The following is an 18652-nucleotide window of genomic DNA, read 5'->3' as shown; positions in this document are numbered from 1 at the left end:
ATCACGCTGGATGGCGGTTAGGTACCCGGATAAACCGGAATAAAACGGAGACGTTCAGTGAAGCAGCTCAAAGACAAAATTTCTGTCATTACTGGTGCGGCCAGTGGTTTCGGTCGCGAATTGGCGATTTGTTGCGCCCGCGAAGGCATGCATCTGGTGCTGACCGATGTCGACGAAAAGGGTCTGCAGGATACCGTCGGTCTGTTGCCAGAGTCGACCCGGACTCTCGCCCTGAAATGCGACGTCGCCAGGGCGGAACAGGTTGAGCAGGTGGCGATCAAGACTTTTGAGCGTTTCGGCGCTGCCCATCTGCTGTTCAACAATGCCGGCGTTGTGCTTGCCGGTCCGCTTTGGGCCAGCACGCTGCAGGATTGGGAGTGGGTGTTCGGCATCAACGTGATGGGGGTGGCGCACGGTATCCGCAGTTTTGTTCCGCGCATGCTGGAACAGAAGAGCGCATGTCATATCGTCAATACCGCGTCGCGAGCCGGTCTGGTGTCGGTGCCAGGCGGCGGCATCTACTGCGCCAGCAAACATGCGGTGGTCGCGATGTCGGAGTGCCTGCAACTTGAGTTGCAAGCCGCCGGCGCGCAGATCGGCGTCTCCGTATTGTGTCCCGGCTTCGTCAATACCGGCATCGCCGAAGCGGCGCGCAATCGTCCCGCTGAACTGGCAGCGACCAATCCGCTGGGTGCTCGCTTCCTCAGCGCGGGTCACGATGAAAGAATCCGCGACGCCAGATTTTCCGCGGCGGATATTGCCGAGATGACGGTTGAGGCGGTTAAGGCTGGACGTTTCTACATCTTGCCGCATCCGGAAACCAGAGAACAAGTCGAGAACCGCATGCGGGACATTCTCGAAGAACACAATCCGCGAGCCGGCTCCTGATTTTCGACTCAGGGGCACCTTCAGGATTCTGAATCTTGCTTACCTTAGCAGCCGGAAAATCTTGTCGTTAGACCTTGTTGCGCATCACGTCGTTGGATGTTCGATGGCAACAGGCAGGCGACGGGCATCTCATTGAGTTGATTGATTGGTGCGATTCAGATAGTTATTTTTGATTTCGTACTACTTATTTAATAGCTATGTCCTGATCTCATAAGCGAGCAGGCGGTCTTTCGTGTTGGGTATGGACGTACGTCGTTACGGGTTGTTTAAAGCAATTAAACTGGAGACAAGACGCAATGAAATTGAAATGGATAGCGGCGGCCGCAGTGGCGGCGCTTGGAAGTTCGGCACACGCGCAATCATCGGTGACGCTGTATGGCGTCATCGATACCGGATTCCTGTATCAGAGCGCGAACGCGAGTAACTTCCAGTCGAAGGTGAATCTCGGGCATGTCTACGAGCTCAAGGACGGCGGGATCTATTCGAGCATCTGGGGTCTCAAGGGCACCGAAGACATCGGGGGCGGCTACAAGGTCAACTTCAAGCTGCAGGGGGTGTTCAACAGCTCGAACGGCAAGCTCGGGCTGGCCAGCGCGCCGGGCGCCACCGCGGTCTTCAACCAGCAGACGACCGTGGGCGTGTCGGGTCCGTTCGGCACGATCGACCTGGGCCGGCAGATCGTGCCGATGATCTATGCGATGGGAAATACCGACGTACGCAATGCCCAATACTTCGGCAGCATCCTGACCGCGTGGCTCGGCATGAACCAGGCCGCGGGTTGGCAGGGCACCAGCACCAACGGCCCGATCGGCGCGCTGTATGACGACAACGCGATCGTCTACCATTCTCCGAAGTTCTACGGCGCCTCGCTCGGGCTCGAATATGCACCGGGCGGGGTGGCCGGCCAGTTTCAGGGCGGCACGCGCGAGTCCGCGGTGCTCGAGTATTCGAACTACGGCCTGAACCTCGCGGCTGTGTACTACAACGGCCACGACACCAACCCGTTCACGACGACGGCCACCGGCGCCATCATCACCGCGCCGTCGACTGGCCTGGCCAACAACCGCTTCTGGTATCTGGGCGCGCAGTACACGTTCCACGATTTTTCCGTGTCGACGTCATACAGCATCGGCAAGAACCCGGCGAACAGCGGCCGCGACAACTTCGAGATGATTTCCGCGGGGCTCGGCTACAGGTTCACTCCGTTCTTCAAGGTCACCTCGGGCTTCTATTACCTGAAGGACCGCAACGTTTCGACCAATCAATCGGATTTGTTCGCGGTGGGCGCCGAATACAACCTGTCCAAGGCCACGCTCGCCTACGCACAGGTCGGCTATGTCAACAACCGCGGCGACATGAGCCAGACGATCACCTACGGTGCGCCCGTTCCGGAGGGCAGGTCGGCCACCGCGGCGATGGTCGGTATCCGCCACAGCTTCTGATCCCCTCACACACGACAACTGGAGCATGCAATGAAAATAAATTGGGCACTCGGGATTGCCGCTGGCGTATTGATCGCCTCGGCATCGGCTCATGCCTGCGCAGGCGGGCGCAAGCGAAGCGAGCGCCGCTTCGAACGGAACCGCGATCGCGGCCTCGGGCAGCATGACGGCGAAGGACATCCGCAAAGCCAATCGCGCGTTGCGCCGCAAGGTCTATTCCGCGATCGTCAGGCACAAGGAGATCAACGCCGGCAGCATCAGCGTCGTCGCGAAGGGCGACGCATTGACGCTCGATGGGACCGTCGTCGACGCGTCGCAGGTCGACAAGGTGAGCGAGATCGCAAAGGGCGTTCCGGGAGTCACGACCGTGACCAACAAGCTGACCGTCAAGAAGCCTTTCGGCGGTCAGTAATTGCATCCGGGCACTCTGTACTGGGCTCGACGTCTGCCTGTCGTTGATGGAAACATTATTCAAGAACTTCGGCGATCCCAAGCGCCGCGCGAGTCCATTCCTGCACGTGCTCTTTGCCACGGGCCCGCTAGGGCGTAAAACGGGGGCATCTGCCAATGTGCCCGCCCCCAGTTCGCTGACGCAAGCGGGCAGTAATTCTCGCCCATTTGCGCGAGACCTGTCGCGCCCCGATACCCTGTTCGTCCTGATTGGTGGAATGGGTAAATCGGCACGTCTCGACTCGCTTGCCTTACATTCCGCAGGTCGAGGACCCAATTTGGCGTGAATTTCGTTGGCAATTCGGCGGACGAAATGCGCCTGCTGGACGCTGGGTAGGCTGAGCAACTGGCGCTGAAAATCCGCTTGTGGTGTGTGATGGCGTCAAATCTGACATTGAAATTTAGTAGTCCTATGCTAACATAGTGGCAGAATGTCCAGCCCACAAGAACTTTCTCAGCCCAAGGCTCGCTACATCCTGCACAGCGAGCGCATGGGACCTTTACCCCTCGTCAATCACTTCATTGATCGCATCGGCCTGGAGGCCTTGCTCGATCGCCACGTTCCCTCGGACGCACGCTGTGCGGTACCTCACGGCCGGGCCCTCGGCGTGCGGCAGCTATCGTGGCGCCACCGGCCGCAAAATTCGCGCACGCACGGCACCGGTGATCGCCTATGGTCATTCGAAGGACCATAGGCCCGATATGAAGCAGCTGCTGTTCATCCTCACCGTGACCGCCGACGGCAACGTTCCCGTCGCGTTCCGCTGTACCGACGGCAACACGAGCGACTCTCGCACTCACGTCGATACCTGGAATACGCTGCGCGCCCTGGCCGGCCGAAGCGACTTCCTGTACGTGGCCGATTCAAAACTTTGTTCGCGAGAAACGCTGGACCATATCGATCGCGCGGGCGGACGCTTCGTCACGGTGTTGCCGCGCAGCCGCCTGGAAGACGCCGAGTTTCGCCAGTGGATCCAGACCAACACCCCAGACTGGACGTGCGTCTGGGATCGTCCCAATCCACGCCACAGCGACGGGCCGCGCGACTGCTGGTATGTCTTTCGCGCGCCGCTGCCGTCGGCCGAAGCGTGGCCCGTAGTATGGGTCTGGAGTTCGTTACTTACCCTGCGCCAGGAGGCCCGGCGACGCAGGAACATCGCCGCGGCCATGGAAGAGTTCCAGCAGTTACGTGCGCGGCTGGCCGGCTCAAAGACGCGGCTACGCGGCGCGGCCGAGATTGATCTGCAGATCAGGATGATTCAGGAGAAGCACCACGTCGCCCGCTATCTGAAGGTCCGTCGCACCGTGCGCGAAGAACACGAGTACAGGCAGACGCGGCGGGGTCGCCCGGGACCCGAAACCGCTTACCGCAAGATGACAAAGCGGCGCTTTGACATTGAGTGGACCACCGACGAACAGGCCGTCGCTTACGATCACAGGAGCGATGGGATGTACCCTCTGATTACCAACGATCGCAGTCTGTCGCCGGCCCAGGTGCTGGAGGCCCACAAAGGTCAGCCGATGATCGAGAAGCGCTTCGAACAGGTCAAGACCGTACATGAGATCGCACCGGTGTTCCTGAAGGACGAGGGCCGCATCGAGGCTTTCTTCACGCTGTACTTCCTCGCACTGCTCGTGCAGGCACTCATTGAGCGCGAGCTGCGCCTTGCCATGAAGCGCGTGGATATCGACGAACTGCCTCTTTATCCCGAGCAGCGCCAGTGCGCACGCCCCACGACCGAACAGATCCTGCGCCTCTTCAGCCTCGCAGAACGTCACCGGCTGATCGATGGTGCACACACTGTGCAGGTCTTCGACGTTCCTCTCACAGATTTGCAGCGTCAGCTGCTCGGGCTACTCGGCGTCCCGGACGACGCCTTTCGCCCGCCAGACTAGCGACGAAATTCGCGCCAAATTGTGTCCTCGACGTGCGGAATGTAAGGCTTGCGCGTAGCGTGCTCGGTATTTCGACAGCGAGTCATGGGCGCGCGTGTTCGATGCCAAACTTGACCGGCTTGCCAGCGGACGCCGATATCTATTGAGCTAACTCAGGTGTCGGAAACGGGGTGATTTCGGATCGCGTCCACGTGTTAGCGGTCGTACGCGAAAGGTTGAGCCAACAACACCAAGATAACGGCAATGGCCGCCGACGATTTGCCGGCAGCGTTAGTAGACCGGGTGGCCGTTCCACCTTGAAAGCGGCCTCTGAGTCTGCACTGGGGAGAACGGCAGCTCAGGGTCGTTCACTGCCGTTGCGTGACGGGCAAAGCTGCCGTTCGCCCGAACTGCCCGTATGTTGTCAGCTGACGGCCTATACCGGCCGTTCAATTGTTGATGGGCCAACGGCTGCAAAGGCCGAGAAGGAGCGTTCGTCTTTGACAATCGGATGGCCGGTTACGGGGCGGACCCGACGCCTGAACGTCCGGCCGACGACGTATGTGAACGGCGGATTGTGGCGGCGTGCTGCCTCACGCGATAGGCATACGCGGCATGAATCTGGCAAGTCAGCGTTCAGCAATAGAATCCCCGAAGCAGTCCTATGCATCCGCACTGACGCCGGGTCCGTTTTCAAAGTGCAGCGCTCACTCAACGCCTCATGGCAATGCTGGAAGTTCGTCAGCTGCCTCAGTTTTTCGGAATATCAGTCGTTTCGTTTCTGCACCTCGGCGCGCCGTTCGCGCTGCTCGTGAAGCTCGTGAAGCTCGTAATCGTGCGTGGCTACAATTTATTCCGTGGGTGAGAGTCGGCGACCGTGCTGCCGGGACCAGGACGAGCGAGGGCAGCGCGCTGGCCTCGCCCACAAAGTCAAGGATCCGAACGTTACGCCGCAAATTTCAACGCATGCGAGAAATCCGTGATCAGGTCGTCGATATCCTCTATGCCCGCCGACAGCCGCAGCATACCGTCGGAAATGCCCATCGCCTTGCGCGTTTCTGGGCCGGCTTCGAAAAAAATCGTGGGCGCAACAGGAATGATAAGCGTGCGCGTGTCGCCGAGACCAGTCGCCTTGATCGGCAGCTTGAGCGCGTTGACGACTTCGATCATGCGCTCCGCGTTAAGCAATTCGAACGACAGCAGCCACGACGCGCCCTTAAACAGCTCTTGCGCGATCTCGTATTGCGGATGGCTCTTCAGGCCGGGATAGAACACCTTGCCGATGGCTTTGTGCCCCGCCAGAAACTGCGCGAGTGTGAGTGCGTTATCGCTACTCTGCTTCACGCGCAAGGCGAGCGTTTCCGCGCCCAACGCGATGGAATGCGCCTGCTCGGACGACAACGCAGCGCCCATGTCTCGCAGGCCTTTCTTGCGGATCTGCAAAAGCGCCTGCTCCTTCGGCGTCGCACGCCGATATTCATCGGCGATGTTCGGATACGCGCTCCAGTCGAACAGGCCCGTATCTGTCACCGCTCCGCCGAGCGCGGCGCCATGACCCGCGATCGTCTTCGTCAGCGAGTTGATGACAAGGCTCGCGCCGACCGCCTTCGGCTTGAACAATGCGGGCGATGTAATCGTGTTATCAACGACGTACGCGATGCCTCGCTCACGACACGCATCGCCGATGCCTTGAAGGTCGGGAATCTGTGTACCTGGATTTGCGATGGTTTCGACGAACACCATGCGCGTATTCGGTCGGATTGCGTCCTTCACGTTTTCGACGACGCATGCGTCGACGGTCGTAACTTCGACACCGAGCATCCGCAATGTGCCGAACAAGCTGTTGGTGTTGCCGAACACGTAACGGCTCGATACGAGATGATCGCCCGCGCGCAAGAGCGTGAGAAACGTCGCCGTGATCGCAGCCATGCCGGTACTGAAGCAGACCGTGCCGACACCCTCTTCAAGACTCGTGATCTTGCGCTCGAGCGCTGCGGTCGTGGGAGTGCCCTGCCGCGCGTAATTGAAACCGCCCTTTTTCGTGCCCTGAAACACACCGATGAGATCCTCGACGCGCTCGAAACCATATTGCACGGACGTATGAATTGGCTGATGCACGCCGCCGTGCTCAGTGCCCGAGACTCTGTCGCCGTGAATGATGCCTGTGGTGAAGCCATGCTTATCCATCCCTTCTCCGCTACTCAAGTTCGAATATTTCCGGTAACCCGTGGCCCGCGAAAAAGCGCCGCGTCTTTCACCGCCGGCGCGAGTTCCTTCATGCGCTCGACGCTCAGGCGCTTCAGGCGAGCTCGAAATGCCGATGGCCGCCGCCGGTGCGCTAAACGCATCGAAGATAGGCGCCGCCCACGCCGACCCGCCATTCTCCACTACTGATCGCATTGTCGTTGACTCCAGCGGGAGCGAGTTCGGCCTCGAGTGCCTGCAAATCGGTGTTGGTGGCTTTAGTGTACGCGGTCAGTCCGTCAAATGCCGCGCGATGAATTCCTGATACTGTTTTGCGAGCAGAACTTGCCGATCCCGACACAAAACACCGGCGCGTGGTTGTGGGGCACCGAGTATGCGTGTACCGGCCAATCCTTGTCCACTTTATCGACATAGACAATAGCGCCCCCGTCGAGAATCTACAGATTCATGGTCTGCTGCGTGAATGTTCGATCGATAAACTTGACCGCGATGTCGGATGAAACACCTGTTGTCATCGCGAGTCGAATAGCCGCTTGCTGTTTGCCGGGGCAGCTCGGCGATCGCAGCCTTTTCACGCGGAGCATTCAGACAGCGACTGGTACGCGCCGATCACGTCCGCCCTGATATGCCTTACGGCATCCCGGCCTGATCTGCCTCAGGAACAGGTGACCTCGCCGTGCCGGCAAGAAACTGCCTGAGGCGACGTTCTGCGTCGATTATCTTGTGCAGCGGCGCGGTGGCGAGCTGTGAATCGTGCAGGGCCAGAAGACGCTCGAAAACCGGCAGTGCATCTTCGGTGAGCACCCATTCGTTTGACAGATGGGCCAGTTCCAGCGCCGCCTCCACAGCATATTCAGCTGTCTTGAATTGTGCGACCGGTTCGCTTCCGTAACCGTCTTGCTGGAGGAACCAAGCGACGTACACTGTCCGCATCAGCTCATTAAACAGATGGCTGTTGCCGTGACCGTCCCGGCAGGCGACCAGGGCAAGATGGGAGGATAACGACTGCTCGCGAGCAGACGCCGCGTCCATGGGCAACAACATCGCTTTCGTGAGATGCCTGCGCGGTCGTGAAGCACCCGCCCCGCTTCGCTTTGAGCTCATGTCGTTTGTAGATGCACCGTGACAGTCTGCTTATTCTACCGAAGTCTTTTTGCTGGCTCGGCGATATCCGGTGCCTTGCCGTGACCGTCCTCCCGTCGTGACCCAGACAGGGAATGGTTTTTTGCGCGCGGGGCTACCGATAATCAGAGATTCGGGCACCACTCACTCAACGTCACAGATTGTGGCCGCTGCGCACCGTCCCGGAGAGGCATCGGCTGACTGACGATGGTTGAAGCGAGACAGCACAGGAGCCGGCGGCCTGACACTCCAGCCGTGAGGAAATATCCCCTCCGTTCGAACTGCCTCCCCGTCCACGGATCTTCACCGCGTCGAGAATGCGACTCGAAGTCATCAGGTCCGGCGGATCCTGCGTGGTTCAGGTCGTGCGACGTGTTCAGTCCAGTGACCGTGCATCCGAAAGGAAGAAGGAATGACGAAAGCAATCGGGTACGGCCTGTTCTTTCTGGCGCTCGCTTCCCCGGCGTTAGCGAGCGCGCGTTACGTTGAAGTGTGGAATCCGCCTGAGGCACGTGGCGAAGTGCAGCCGTTACAACCCGTCGGAAAGGCACCCAGGCACCGGCGCGCGAGTGTCCACATCGCGCGTGGCCAGTTGCCTCATCGCATCGCGGCGGCAGCGCCCGGCCCCAAGGCTTCGGTGGCCGCCGTCGGGCACCGCGCACGCGCCCCACGTTATGAGGACATTCCGCGTCAGGTCACGCCTGAGGGCAATGTACTTCGCGTGGATGGACATCGCGCGCAGGCCAGGGTCGAACGCTGATGCGAAGCGAAAAACATAAGGGCTACATGCTGTGGGGGCATGCCATCCTCAATCAGCAGGAAATCCCGCAAACAGAGCGCTACGCCGCGAGCGGCACCATCACGAAGGACAACAGGATCGTTGAAGCTTCCGGTGTGCTTGGCGGGTTTGAGACTGAAGAAGAGGCAGAGCGGGCGGGGATTGGATGGGCACTTGCGTGGGTGGACGGTCTCGACTGATCCGGGGCCGCGTTTGTGAAACCCGCGGTGCCTGTCGTCATTGTCGTCATGGCACCCCCTCTGATGATGATGAACATGCTCATGCCGGCCGGCATGCTCCATCGAGGCCTGCCTGACACAGGCGATGCCAGGCCAGACCGGAACTTATTCCAGCCCGCTGTCTGGTACGTCGGGATCGGCGGCCGGCTCTGGGTCCTAGCCTGGGGTGGGGTGGCCGCCACGGACGGTTAGTTGCGTCTTGCGTACGGCGTCGCGAAGTTCGTCCCGCTCCCAGGCGTCGCGCTCGCGCTGTGCCACCCGGCGCTCCTGCGCCTCGGCATCGAGCTCCGCAAGCCGGACCTGCCTGATGCTCTCCAGCTTGGGCTGCTCGAACACGATGCCCATGCGCATCTCAGCCGCCACCCGCGCCGCAGCGGCCTGGAATGCTTCCGGGCCCGACAGCGACAGCGTGGCGCCAAACTTCTGCTGCGCGAAACGCAGCGCAATCCCGAGCGCTTCGCGCTCGCTATCCCACAGCCGCAGCGTTCGGCCCTCGTCGACGAGGAACGCTGCCCCGTCCTTTCGGTAGTCGACTTCGCCGCTGGCCCGCACCTCATACGTGATCGACGGCCCACGGTACATGATCGCGTTGCCATCGGGCGTGGCCGGACCCTTCATACCATGCGCCGGCCCACTGATGGTGACAGCGCGTTCGTCTTCGGCACTCCTCGCCCGCAAGCGGATCTGCTGCATGCGCCGCAGCTCGCGCAATGCCCGCTCGTCACCGGTCTGTGCACGCGCCTGAAGGAAGTCCCGGTACTGGTCCGTGATCGGCCGGCGTCCTGCACCTTTAAGTGCGTCACGCTCCTTCGCGATGCGATCGCGCAGCGCGGCCTCGGCCTCAAGGCGTGCCACGCGCGCTACCGACAGCTGCTCGCGCTGCTCGACGGTCGGCACATCCTTGCGATCCGCGACGATGCTCCGCGCGCGGTAGAAAGCCGCCTTGATCGCCCCGCGCCTCACTTTCTCATGCTGCGTCTGTTCATCCCACGCGCGGCGCAAGCCATCGCGATACACCGCGCGCCACTGCTGGAACTCGGCCCACAGGTCCCGCTCGGGCGAGTGGAGCGGGGCATGGCCGGGGCCGGGTCCGGTCTGCGCCCGATATGTCTCGCGTAGCAGTTGCGCGGCTTGTGCCCACGACAGGTTCATCTCTTTCGTCACGAAGTCCGACACATCCAGATTGCGCGAGCCAGCCTGGATTCTGTCGCTGCCGTCCGCGCCCTTGCCGATGCGGTACTTTTCGACAATCAGCCCGTGCGAATGCGCGAGTGCGGCGAGCAGACGGCTGGCATCGAGCGTCGCGCGGATCTCTGCGAACTCCGCCCGCTCGCGCGAACGACGTACACTGTGTGACTCCGCGAGACGCGGTTCGATCTGCCCGGGAATCACGGTCACGCGTTCATCGCTCGCCACACCGTTCCGGCTGAGGAACTGATCGAGTCGCGCTGCAGCCAAGGTGACTTCCCTGTGCACATATGCATACAGTTTTGGAGGACCGTCGGTGAACGTCGCCCGTCCGGCGACGATGTTCACGTGGCGGCCAGGGTCTCTCCCGGAGTCGCAATTTCGCAGCGACGCCGAGTCGACGCTCACGGCGGCGACATGGCTGGATTCGCGAACCTGTTCGTCTGCAACAGCCTGGGGCAAGTTTGCGATGTCACGCTCGATATCGGCGTCGAGCTGTTTTCCAAGGTCGAGAAGCCGATCCCGGATGCCGCTCGACGAAAATGCCCTTGTCCAGCGGCAGCACTTCCTTGAGCATGGCCGTAGCCTGCCTGTATGGCAAATGAGCTGCCCACTTCGCCTCAAGGTATTCCAGCTCCGGCGTGACGCGCCTGGTCAGCGTTTTGGACAAGGGATGCACCACACGCTGCGGCGTCTGCCCAGTCCCTTGACACGAGCACGACCCCAACCGCGGACTCTTCACGGTCACTTTGCCGTAGACGGTGCGCAGCACCGTCGAGCCGACTGTGCTAGTGGCTCAAGGCCGCACCGCAGCTCCGACAATGGGTCTCGCCTGAGAGCCACCACTGCACCTGTTTCGAAATTAGCTCGGCCTGCACTTTTGCCAAGAGCGACCGCCCTTCCGCGAGAGTCAGGCGCAGTTCGACAAGACTGCAGTCAGGGCGCTCAACCACGGCCAGAATTCCGTCGCCCTCCTCGACCGTGTCACCGTCTCCGTCGACCAATCGTGCTTCGATGATCAACCGCATGGCTTGCTCCCTCCGTTGCGAGACCGATCAGCCTACTCCACACGAAACCGGGGCCGCTACCGGAAGCACAAGCAGCCCTCCTCGGGAGCCTCCCCAACTAATGGGATGGTCCACCCCGCCCCGCCGGATAGATTAGGCTGGCAGTGTTCATACCGAACTGGAGACCATCATGGACGACGTAACGCTCGTTGGTATCGATCTGGGCAAACACAGCTTTCATCTGCATGGGCAGGACGCAAAAGGCAAGGCCGTGGTCCGCAAAAAACTGAGCCGCAAGCAACTGATCGAATTCTTCGCGACGTTTCATGCCTGTACCGTCATCATGGAGGCCTGCGCCGGTTCGCATCATATGGCCCGCAAGCTGGCCGCATTCGGGCACACGGTCAAGCTGATCTCGCCGCAGTTCGTCAGGCCATTCGTCAAGTCAAACAAGAATGATTTTGTCGATGCCGAGGCGATCTGCGAAGCAGCGTCGCGGCCGGCGATGAGATTCGTGACGCCGAAGACGGAATCGCAGCAGACGCTGTCCGCCCTGCACCGGGTCCGCGATTCGCTCGTGCGCGATCGCACCAAGACCAGCGACCAGATGCACGGTTTCCTGCTTGAGTTTGGCATCAGCCTTCCGGTTGGCCACGCTGTCATCAAGCGTCTGCCTGCCGTACTTGCCGAGCACCCGCTACCGCCGCGCCTGGTCACTATTCTCGAGCGTCTGCACGCCCACTTCAAGTATCTCAGCGAACAGATCGGCGCGATCGACAAGGACATAGCCGTCCAGCTCGCGGAAGACGATCTCGGCCAGCGCCTGCTGTCAATTCCTGGCGTCGGCCCGATCACGGCGAGTGTGTTGGCCGCCGAAATGGGCGACGGCAAGCAGTACGGCTGCAGTCGGGACTTCGCCGCGTCGGTCGGACTGGTACCACGCCAGTACAGCACCGGCGGCAAGGCCAATCTGCTGGGGATCAGCAAAAGAGGCGACAAGAACATCCGGCGCCTGCTGGTCCAGTGCGCCCGTGCCTACATGCAGCGGCTCGACCGGCAGTGCGGCCGGCTCGCCGACTGGGTCCGGGCAATGCTGACAAGACGACACTCGAACGTGGTGGCCTGCGCACTCGCGAACAAGCTGGCACGCACTGCGTGGGCGCTGGCGACCCGCAACACCAGATTCGATGCAGGAGCGCGCGCCATGCCTGCCTGAGCCCTCGATCCTGAACGACGCTTTATCGAAGTACACCCACCTGGTTTTGCGACGATTGAAAATTGATGACGTAAACGGCACACCGGCCTGACGAAGAACCTGAGTGCAAAAGAGGCTTTCCGAAGCCGACCAACTGTTAAGGATCGTCAGGCGCGAATCTCATCGTGGCGCGGGGAGCAGTCCCCACAACGACGCCGAATAGATTTAGGCAAGCCAACTCGCCATCGAAGATCAGGGTTGCAAAAATGTGGTGGACCATAGATTTTGCACGCTCTCGTCTACGTCGGTGGTGGAATCAGCAAATGGAACAACGATTTGTGGAGCGCGCGACCGCGCTCGACCAAGAAAAAAATTACGAATAACGTATGAATCACTACAAATGCGGCTGGCTGTTGGTCGAACCGTCCGATGGACCGGAACAACGCCCGCAATGCTTGTTCTCTCGTCCAGTTCAGGTGAGCTTTTCGTGAAACATTTGTGTTAAAACAACGATAAATTTCTTATGTTTCAATAATTTAGATACACAACAATTTCTCATCCAGATGTTTCACGGAGGAAGAATATTTTCGCTTCAGCCTAAGGCGAAGTTCCGTGCTTGCGTAGCGCGAATGCCGACGCGTTTTCCAAAACTCGGCTCGGATCGACGCGTGTTTCAGTTTTTCTTTCGTTTCTACGGCATTCAAATCTTGTAGCAAGGCGACGGGCGAATCCGCAGTTTCGAGCGGATTCCGCGTTTGCGCCGCAATGACCTTTACTTCGGCGGACGGAGGGGAGCCGGTCACGGGCGTCGTGCCGCTGGAATTACTTCCTCATCCCGGCGGCGCTCGACGGCTCGCGCGGCGCGGACCGCCACCTGATCAAGGACAACAGCGGCGCGCAGAACCATCGGATTCTGGCTGGCCGACTATGAGAATCCGAATGCGCGGGACAAGTACCGGGCCGAAGCCGAGCGGCAGCTGCTATGGGCGATCTTTGCGAAAGGCAAACCGCTGTCGAGCCTCGACATCAACGACGCGCGCGAATACATCAACCGGTTCCTCGTTGATCCGCAACCGGCCGCGCACTGGGTGATGCACTGCGCCGTGCCGCGCGGCGAACCTGGGTGGCGCCCGTTTCGCGGCCCGCTGTCGGTCAAGAGCCGTCAGGACGCGCTCGCGGCCCTGAAAAAGTGCTTCGGTGATCTCGTCGCTGCCTAGTACCTTGACCACAACGCCTTCGCCAAGATCAGGGTATTTCTCGGCAGCGAACCCGACGAGGCGGGAAATGAGCGGCGGGTTGCCGCGAAGCCGCGCATCCAGGTGGAGCGCAGCCTGACGAGGGAAGCCTGGACGTTTGCAATGCGCGCGCGTGCTCGGCCCCCAGTCCGACTCTGCTGCGCAGCCCGCATGCGCTTCGTGCTCGCCTTCACGTACAGCACGGGAGTGCGCCGCGCGGAACTGTGCGGGGGCCTTCACCGACGACATCACTGTCCGTTACGCCGAAGCCGAAGTCGGCTCGATCCACCTGCTGCGCGTCGTGGGCAAGGGTGCGAAGGAACGTTTCATTCCGCTTGTGCCCAGTGTGCTCGAGGCACTCGGCGACTACATTCAGGCGCGCGGCTTTCCGCGCGACCCGCTGGCCTGCCCGGTCGGCACCCCGCTCATTCCGGCCCTGCCCGACAAGCGCGACATTGGCCGCGTACGCCGCGAAGCGGCCGAAAGCGGCGCCGACGTCGAAGCGGCGCTGGCCGCCCTCGCGCGCCAAGCGAAGCATTCCACCCTGATCAACTCTACAAGGCGGTGAAGCGCTTCTTCGCAGCAACCGCGACGGCGCTGCGCGAGCGATGCAACGGCGGAACTTGGCCATCAGTACCGGGAAGTCGAATCGTTCCTTCGGCAGGCAAGCGCACAGCAACGGCTCGGCGCAAAGTGTTTTCCGATCGGCGCCCGGACAGGAGACCCATTAGCGCCTGAGCCGCGCAAGCCCTAGCATGCCGTGCTCGTTTGCGTGCACGCCGGGACCGGCTTGTTTCTCCTCCGTTGCAGTCGTAGGACTCGGGACTACGCGTGAGAGCGCGCGAAAAACCGCTTCCGCTCAAATTCAGTATATCGACTTTTGAGAGAATCAACGGCCCGCTGGGCCTAGGGCCGAAAGCCACGTGGCTATCATTGACAGATGCGATTCGCTGGCGGGATCGGCAGCATCGCAGTGAAATTCGAGCACAAGTTTTCCCGCTGCTCTTCTCACCTTTACGTCAACGGTTTTCCCTTTTAAACCTACCAAGCGGTTCATCAACTCTTCCTTTGAGAGCCGCGGAATCGCCGTGCTCGCCTGAAGAGCCACGCTTCTCATCGCTTTACGTCCCCGCACCTTCGTTAGTTGGACGAGCTCCCACCCCAATGTAGCCCCAATACTAGGAAAAAGTGCTTTCATAGACAGCGTCAAGCAGCATGGCCGGTCAGCGACAACTATCTTGGCCGGTCAACGGGGTAATTGTCGCTGGTTATAAGGTCATATTTGACGTTGCTCCTTCGTAGTTGTCGGTGGGTAATCGCGTAGTTGACGCTCATCGTTACTGCGTAACAATGGGCTGTCGAAGTACTCCTGCCACTGCGCTGAATCGCAATCGATCCCCGCGAGAACACGCTCCTCTTCCGCGATGATCAGTTTCTCGATCAATTCCTGTTTCGTTACTGCGTAACGGCGCGCCACCCGGGCAAGCGCGAGGAAGGCGCGGGTGTCAATCCAGGCGTTCAGGCGACGCTGACCGTTATCGTCCGAGCCCGAATGAGGGCGCCGGGCCCGATATTCGGCTTGCCGTTGTGCTGCTGTTTTTGCCATTTTCCTGTCCAGATCCGGTCGATTTCGTGACCCGTTACCGGGTCACGGATGCGTTACTGCGCAACGTTGCCGTCCTCAGGTGGCGGGCCACTGAACGGGATGGCAGGGTTGTCGTCGTGTAATTGACGCCGCCGTGCGTTCTGTTTGTCGCCGGCCTTGCGGCGGCGGTAGCTTTCGACGTTGAGCTCGAAGATCGTCGAATGATGCACAAGCCGGTCGATGGCGGCGACCGTCATGCCGGGGTCAGGGAACACGTCATTCCAGCCCGAGAACGGTTGATTGGCCGTTATCAGAAGACTTTTACGCTCGTACCTCTCGGCAATCAGTTCGAACAGCACGCTGGTCTCGGCCTGGTCCTTGCGGGCGTACGACAGGTCATCGAGGACGATGAGGTCGAAGCGGTCGAGCTTGGCCAGTGCGGAAGGCAACTGCAGGCTCTGGCGTGCCGCCTGCAGCTTCTGGACGAGTTCGCTGGTGCGCGTGAACAGCACGCGGTATCCGGCATCGATCAGGGCGTGCCCGATGGCCGATCCGAGATGGCTCTTGCCGACACCAGGTGGCCCGAACAGAAGGACCGTGGCGCCTTTCTCCAGCCATGACTCGCCGGTGGCCAGCGCCGTGACATGGGCCTTCGAGACCATTGGCACGGCGCTGAAGTCGAAGGTGGCGAGCGTCTTGGTCGGGTCCATCTGCGACTCGGTGCGGTGCCGCTCGATGCGTCGTTTGGCGCGCTCAGCCAGCTCGTGCTCAAGCAGTGCGCCAAGCAGTCGCGTGGCCTGCCAGCCTTCCTTGTCCGAGCGCTCCGCGAACTCGGGCCACAACCTGCCGATCGTTGGCAAGCGCAGCTCGTTGAGCATCAGGGCCAGGCGGCCACCGTCATGTGCGGGCGCGTTCATGCTGCCATCTCCTCGAGCAGTTCGTCATAGACGGCAACGGGCGGCATCTGAACCTCCACTTCAGGACACGAGGCCTCACGGGGCGCGTACTGCTCACGCAGCGCTTTGAGATCGGGCAGCTCGCCGGCTTCCAGCAACACGTCAAGCTGTCCGGCCAGTACGGCCTCCACGCCGTGCAGGCCGGCGAGTTCAAGCAGGCCAACCATCGTCTTGCATGCTTCGCGTTGCGACAGGCGGGAATCGAGTTGTTCCCAGGTCCGGCGGTAGGCCTCGCGCGGGAACAGTGCGTCACGAAACGCGAGCCCCTTGAATGCCTGCGGTTTGCGCTTCAGGGAGCCAATGAAGTGGCGGTAATCTAGCGCGTGGCGGTTGTCGTGCGCACGGGAGCCCCGTGCGGTGCTGTGCACCAGCACGCCGGACAGGTAACAGTCGAGCCGGTCGCCGTAGACGCGCACCTTCAGCCGGTGACCAATCAGGCGCGACGGCGCACTGTAGAGGATGCCGCGCACCGTGAACGTACTGCAGCGGGTCACAGGAGCCTCCTCCTCGACGAAGTCGGTGGAACGGTACTCCGGCAGATCCTGAAGCTGCTGGCGCTCGATACGGAACGCGGCGGCGTTGCGCCGGTTTCGACGCATCACCTGCTCGCGGATGAATTCATCGTAGGCAGCACGATCAGCGAAGTCGCGATGGCCACGAAGCATCAAGGCCTGATCGACCGCGTCCTTCAGATACCGGTGCGAGGATTCGATACTCCCGTTCTCGTGACCCAGACCGCGATTGTTGCGCGTGCCCTGCATGTCGTAATGATCGAGCAGCGCCTTGTAACGGATCGTGAAGTCCTCCTTCTCGCTCAGGTTTTTGAAGGCGGCCGACAGGCTGTCGGTGCGATGCTCGCGAGGGCAACCTCCCGCCTGCCACAGGGCGTTCTGCAATCCGGTTGCGAGGGCCTCGAAGCTCTCGCCGCCCTCGACTACGTAGGCATACTCCCAGCGTGAGAACGCCAGCACGAAGTGGTACAGCCGGTGCGCGAACGGTGCGCCGCCAATCGTCACGCACAGCTTGCTCATATCGGTGAAGTCCGACAGCCCACGCACGCCGGGCTGATGCTCCTGGGGGAAGAAGATCTCCTGACTGGGGCCCTCAAGCGCCCGCCATTGATGAATGCGTCGCTCCAGCGTGCGGCGCATGCTGTCGGGATAGCGCTCCGGGTGATCCTCCTGCAGCTTGCGCAGGATCGTAATGCCCATCAGATGGGGAGCGTTACGCAGTAGCGGTAAAACTTCGCTATCCCAGACATCGGCGAACTGATCGGGACGGGTGCGCCAGGAGCGCCGAGGCTTCTGGGATGGCAGAGTCGCGTCACGCTCGATGCGGCGTGCGGAACGCACGCTTATTCCGGCCTTGGCGGCCGCGACTTCCTGCGGATGGTGTTTGCGCTTGGTCATGTAAAGACGAACCTGTTGGTCGGTAATGCGGGTTCCAGACATGAGCTGACGGCTTCTTCTTAAAGCTTCGATCAGCCCATCCTAAAGCCCCGCCGACGCGGCGCCGCCGGTGGTTCGTCGTCTCCGGCGGCTACGCCGCCTCCGACTCCTCACCACCGGCCAAAACAATCGTCAACGACCGGCCAAGATAATTGTCGCCGCCCATTTCACTTCCCCCGGAAGAGAAGCGATCTTGTTCGCCTTCACGATTCGCGATTGATGGATGCCCAAGGCGTGAGCAGCTTCAGTCGTCGATGACCAAGCGCCTATCCTTAGCCCCTCGTTATATTTTTCTGCGAGCGCGAGCGGTCGGTAGCTTGTGCGCAGGTAAGACGTGGCGGGAACCTCACCGTCGCAGAGTAAAGCGAGGATCTGTGCTCTCGCCTTCCCAGTCGCGTCCACTTCTTTAGCGCGAGCTACAAGTGCTTCCAGACCATGCTCGCGCGCAGCGCGGAGCAGCCCGCGCGCGGTATGGTTGACTATTCCGACAACGTCGAACAGCTGGAATACCTCGGCGGGAAGCTCAGAAACTGCTACGGCCTCTCGGATTCGCGCGAAGCCGATAGCCATGTTGAAGGCCCTAAGGTGGGCTGCCGCCTCCCGTAGCGAGTTCCACTGCTTGCCGTAGCCAGCCCGATAAAGCGTGGCGAGGCGAAGCGGGTCGTCGACGACCTTATGTATTGGCTCTGAGAGGTGAGGGTGCATGTTTTATGGTCAACGATTCAGTCGAAGTATCTATCTAGGCACGGAATGGCCAATGGGTTCCGAAAGGACGTCAAAAATGCCGCTTTTCCAGAAAGCCTCCACTCGGCCTATTTCATCCTACCCGCAGCGAGAGTCAAGACACCGGGCACCGATGAGCGGAGCGCGAATACCCGTCAGCGGCAATCGTTTGGACAGACCGATGCACGGCGGCCAGCATTCTCACGGTCCTCTGCAGGTCTGATTCTGACTGACACGAATCGGCGCAAGTCCCCTCCTTTACGGCGAAGATGCCTATCCCTATCGCACTCGACGAAGAGCCAAGCCCGATCGAGCC

The 18652-nt window shown here is 60.9% G+C and carries 17 protein-coding genes and 1 pseudogene; 10 read left to right on the top strand and 8 right to left on the bottom strand.

Features of this window, described 5'->3' with window-relative positions; all coding sequences use genetic code 11:
• Positions 1-57: 57 nt before the first annotated feature.
• From B0G77_RS40260 to B0G77_RS40240, 5 genes and pseudogenes are all read left to right on the top strand, one after another.
• A complete protein-coding gene (locus B0G77_RS40260; protein WP_133667414.1) occupies positions 58-888 on the top strand; it encodes an SDR family NAD(P)-dependent oxidoreductase in 831 nt (276 codons plus the stop codon).
• Positions 889-1184: 296 nt separating this feature from the next.
• Positions 1185-2330, top strand: coding sequence for a porin (locus tag B0G77_RS40255; protein WP_133667413.1), 1146 nt, complete (start codon positions 1185-1187; stop codon positions 2328-2330).
• Between the two features lie 91 nt (positions 2331-2421).
• Positions 2422-2742: a BON domain-containing protein gene (locus tag B0G77_RS40250; protein ID WP_347814218.1), complete on the top strand. Its 321-nt coding sequence runs from the start codon at positions 2422-2424 to the stop codon at positions 2740-2742.
• Between the two features lie 22 nt (positions 2743-2764).
• Positions 2765-2887, top strand: a pseudogene (locus B0G77_RS45100) (3-hydroxyacyl-CoA dehydrogenase family protein); the annotation flags it as partial.
• Positions 2888-3203: 316 nt separating this feature from the next.
• Complete coding sequence (locus tag B0G77_RS40240) at positions 3204-4676, top strand: IS1634 family transposase (protein WP_347814217.1); 1473 nt, start codon at positions 3204-3206, stop codon at positions 4674-4676.
• A 924-nt stretch (positions 4677-5600) separates the two neighbouring features.
• On the opposite strand, the gene B0G77_RS40235 is transcribed toward B0G77_RS40240, so the two are convergent.
• On the bottom strand, positions 5601-6842 hold the full coding sequence (locus B0G77_RS40235) for a cystathionine gamma-synthase family protein (RefSeq protein ID WP_133667410.1): 1242 nt from the start codon (positions 6840-6842) through the stop codon (positions 5601-5603).
• Between the two features lie 648 nt (positions 6843-7490).
• The gene (locus B0G77_RS40230) at positions 7491-7904 is read right to left on the bottom strand and encodes a hypothetical protein (protein ID WP_243751487.1); all 414 of its coding nucleotides are present in this window, start codon (positions 7902-7904) and stop codon (positions 7491-7493) included.
• Positions 7905-8394: 490 nt separating this feature from the next.
• Here B0G77_RS40230 and B0G77_RS40225 point away from each other — a divergent pair, with 490 nt between their 5' ends.
• Together B0G77_RS40225 and B0G77_RS40220 are read left to right on the top strand one after the other, a co-directional pair.
• Complete coding sequence (locus B0G77_RS40225) at positions 8395-8742, top strand: hypothetical protein (RefSeq protein WP_133667409.1); 348 nt, start codon at positions 8395-8397, stop codon at positions 8740-8742.
• Complete coding sequence (locus B0G77_RS40220; RefSeq protein ID WP_133667408.1) at positions 8742-8960, top strand: hypothetical protein; 219 nt, start codon at positions 8742-8744, stop codon at positions 8958-8960. Before B0G77_RS40225 ends, B0G77_RS40220 begins: the two co-directional genes overlap by 1 nt.
• Positions 8961-9155: 195 nt before the next feature.
• Here B0G77_RS40220 and B0G77_RS40215 read toward each other — a convergent pair whose 3' ends face one another.
• Complete coding sequence (locus tag B0G77_RS40215) at positions 9156-10457, bottom strand: LPD7 domain-containing protein (RefSeq protein ID WP_243751486.1); 1302 nt, start codon at positions 10455-10457, stop codon at positions 9156-9158.
• 147 nt (positions 10458-10604) lie between these two features.
• Between B0G77_RS40215 and B0G77_RS45095 the strand changes: the two genes are divergently transcribed.
• Positions 10605-10760: a hypothetical protein gene (locus B0G77_RS45095; protein ID WP_243751485.1), complete on the top strand. Its 156-nt coding sequence runs from the start codon at positions 10605-10607 to the stop codon at positions 10758-10760.
• Between the two features lie 215 nt (positions 10761-10975).
• Here B0G77_RS45095 and B0G77_RS40210 read toward each other — a convergent pair whose 3' ends face one another.
• Positions 10976-11215 carry a hypothetical protein gene (locus B0G77_RS40210; protein ID WP_133667407.1) on the bottom strand — a complete coding sequence of 80 codons (240 nt, stop codon included), beginning with the start codon at positions 11213-11215 and terminating at the stop codon, positions 10976-10978.
• Between the two features lie 169 nt (positions 11216-11384).
• Here B0G77_RS40210 and B0G77_RS40205 point away from each other — a divergent pair, with 169 nt between their 5' ends.
• Both B0G77_RS40205 and B0G77_RS43970 read left to right on the top strand, forming a co-directional pair.
• On the top strand, positions 11385-12410 hold the full coding sequence (locus B0G77_RS40205) for an IS110 family transposase (RefSeq protein WP_133667406.1): 1026 nt from the start codon (positions 11385-11387) through the stop codon (positions 12408-12410).
• A gap of 1347 nt (positions 12411-13757) precedes the next feature.
• Complete coding sequence (locus tag B0G77_RS43970; RefSeq protein ID WP_208116595.1) at positions 13758-14192, top strand: hypothetical protein; 435 nt, start codon at positions 13758-13760, stop codon at positions 14190-14192.
• 708 nt (positions 14193-14900) lie between these two features.
• On the opposite strand, the gene B0G77_RS40195 is transcribed toward B0G77_RS43970, so the two are convergent.
• The 4 genes from B0G77_RS40195 to B0G77_RS40180 all read right to left on the bottom strand — a co-directional run bounded on the left by B0G77_RS40195 (position 14901) and on the right by B0G77_RS40180 (position 18183).
• Positions 14901-15230: a hypothetical protein gene (locus B0G77_RS40195; RefSeq protein ID WP_184069220.1), complete on the bottom strand. Its 330-nt coding sequence runs from the start codon at positions 15228-15230 to the stop codon at positions 14901-14903.
• 53 nt (positions 15231-15283) lie between these two features.
• Positions 15284-16126 carry an IS21-like element helper ATPase IstB gene (gene istB / locus B0G77_RS40190; RefSeq protein WP_243751053.1) on the bottom strand — a complete coding sequence of 281 codons (843 nt, stop codon included), beginning with the start codon at positions 16124-16126 and terminating at the stop codon, positions 15284-15286.
• Positions 16123-17616 carry an IS21 family transposase gene (istA, locus tag B0G77_RS40185; RefSeq protein WP_133663638.1) on the bottom strand — a complete coding sequence of 498 codons (1494 nt, stop codon included), beginning with the start codon at positions 17614-17616 and terminating at the stop codon, positions 16123-16125. The genes istB and istA overlap by 4 nt, the downstream gene beginning before the upstream one ends.
• A gap of 129 nt (positions 17617-17745) precedes the next feature.
• Positions 17746-18183 (bottom strand): hypothetical protein, encoded by a 438-nt coding sequence (locus tag B0G77_RS40180; RefSeq protein WP_133667405.1) that lies wholly within the window; start codon positions 18181-18183, stop codon positions 17746-17748.
• Positions 18184-18652 lie beyond the last annotated feature (469 nt).

The organism is Paraburkholderia sp. BL10I2N1 (genome assembly GCF_004361815.1).
In the GTDB taxonomy this organism is placed as follows: Bacteria; Pseudomonadota; Gammaproteobacteria; order Burkholderiales; family Burkholderiaceae; genus Paraburkholderia.
This window is presented reverse-complemented; position numbering and strand designations above follow the sequence as displayed.

What these genes read in the sequence shown, in the direction of transcription:
- B0G77_RS40255 (WP_133667413.1), top strand. Translation starts at nt 1,185, where the DNA reads ATGAAATTGAAATGGATAGCGGCGGCCGCAGTGGCGGCGCTTGGAAGT.
- B0G77_RS40250 (WP_347814218.1), top strand. Translation starts at nt 2,422, where the DNA reads ATGCCTGCGCAGGCGGGCGCAAGCGAAGCGAGCGCCGCTTCGAACGGA.
- B0G77_RS40235 (WP_133667410.1), bottom strand. Translation starts at nt 6,842, where the DNA reads ATGGATAAGCATGGCTTCACCACAGGCATCATTCACGGCGACAGAGTC.
- B0G77_RS40230 (WP_243751487.1), bottom strand. Translation starts at nt 7,904, where the DNA reads ATGTTGTTGCCCATGGACGCGGCGTCTGCTCGCGAGCAGTCGTTATCC.
- B0G77_RS40225 (WP_133667409.1), top strand. Translation starts at nt 8,395, where the DNA reads ATGACGAAAGCAATCGGGTACGGCCTGTTCTTTCTGGCGCTCGCTTCC.
- B0G77_RS40220 (WP_133667408.1), top strand. Translation starts at nt 8,742, where the DNA reads ATGCGAAGCGAAAAACATAAGGGCTACATGCTGTGGGGGCATGCCATC.
- B0G77_RS45095 (WP_243751485.1), top strand. Translation starts at nt 10,605, where the DNA reads ATGGCTGGATTCGCGAACCTGTTCGTCTGCAACAGCCTGGGGCAAGTT.
- B0G77_RS40210 (WP_133667407.1), bottom strand. Translation starts at nt 11,215, where the DNA reads ATGCGGTTGATCATCGAAGCACGATTGGTCGACGGAGACGGTGACACG.
- B0G77_RS40205 (WP_133667406.1), top strand. Translation starts at nt 11,385, where the DNA reads ATGGACGACGTAACGCTCGTTGGTATCGATCTGGGCAAACACAGCTTT.
- B0G77_RS40195 (WP_184069220.1), bottom strand. Translation starts at nt 15,230, where the DNA reads ATGGCAAAAACAGCAGCACAACGGCAAGCCGAATATCGGGCCCGGCGC.
- istB (WP_243751053.1), bottom strand. Translation starts at nt 16,126, where the DNA reads ATGAACGCGCCCGCACATGACGGTGGCCGCCTGGCCCTGATGCTCAAC.
- istA (WP_133663638.1), bottom strand. Translation starts at nt 17,616, where the DNA reads ATGTCTGGAACCCGCATTACCGACCAACAGGTTCGTCTTTACATGACC.
- B0G77_RS40180 (WP_133667405.1), bottom strand. Translation starts at nt 18,183, where the DNA reads ATGGCTATCGGCTTCGCGCGAATCCGAGAGGCCGTAGCAGTTTCTGAG.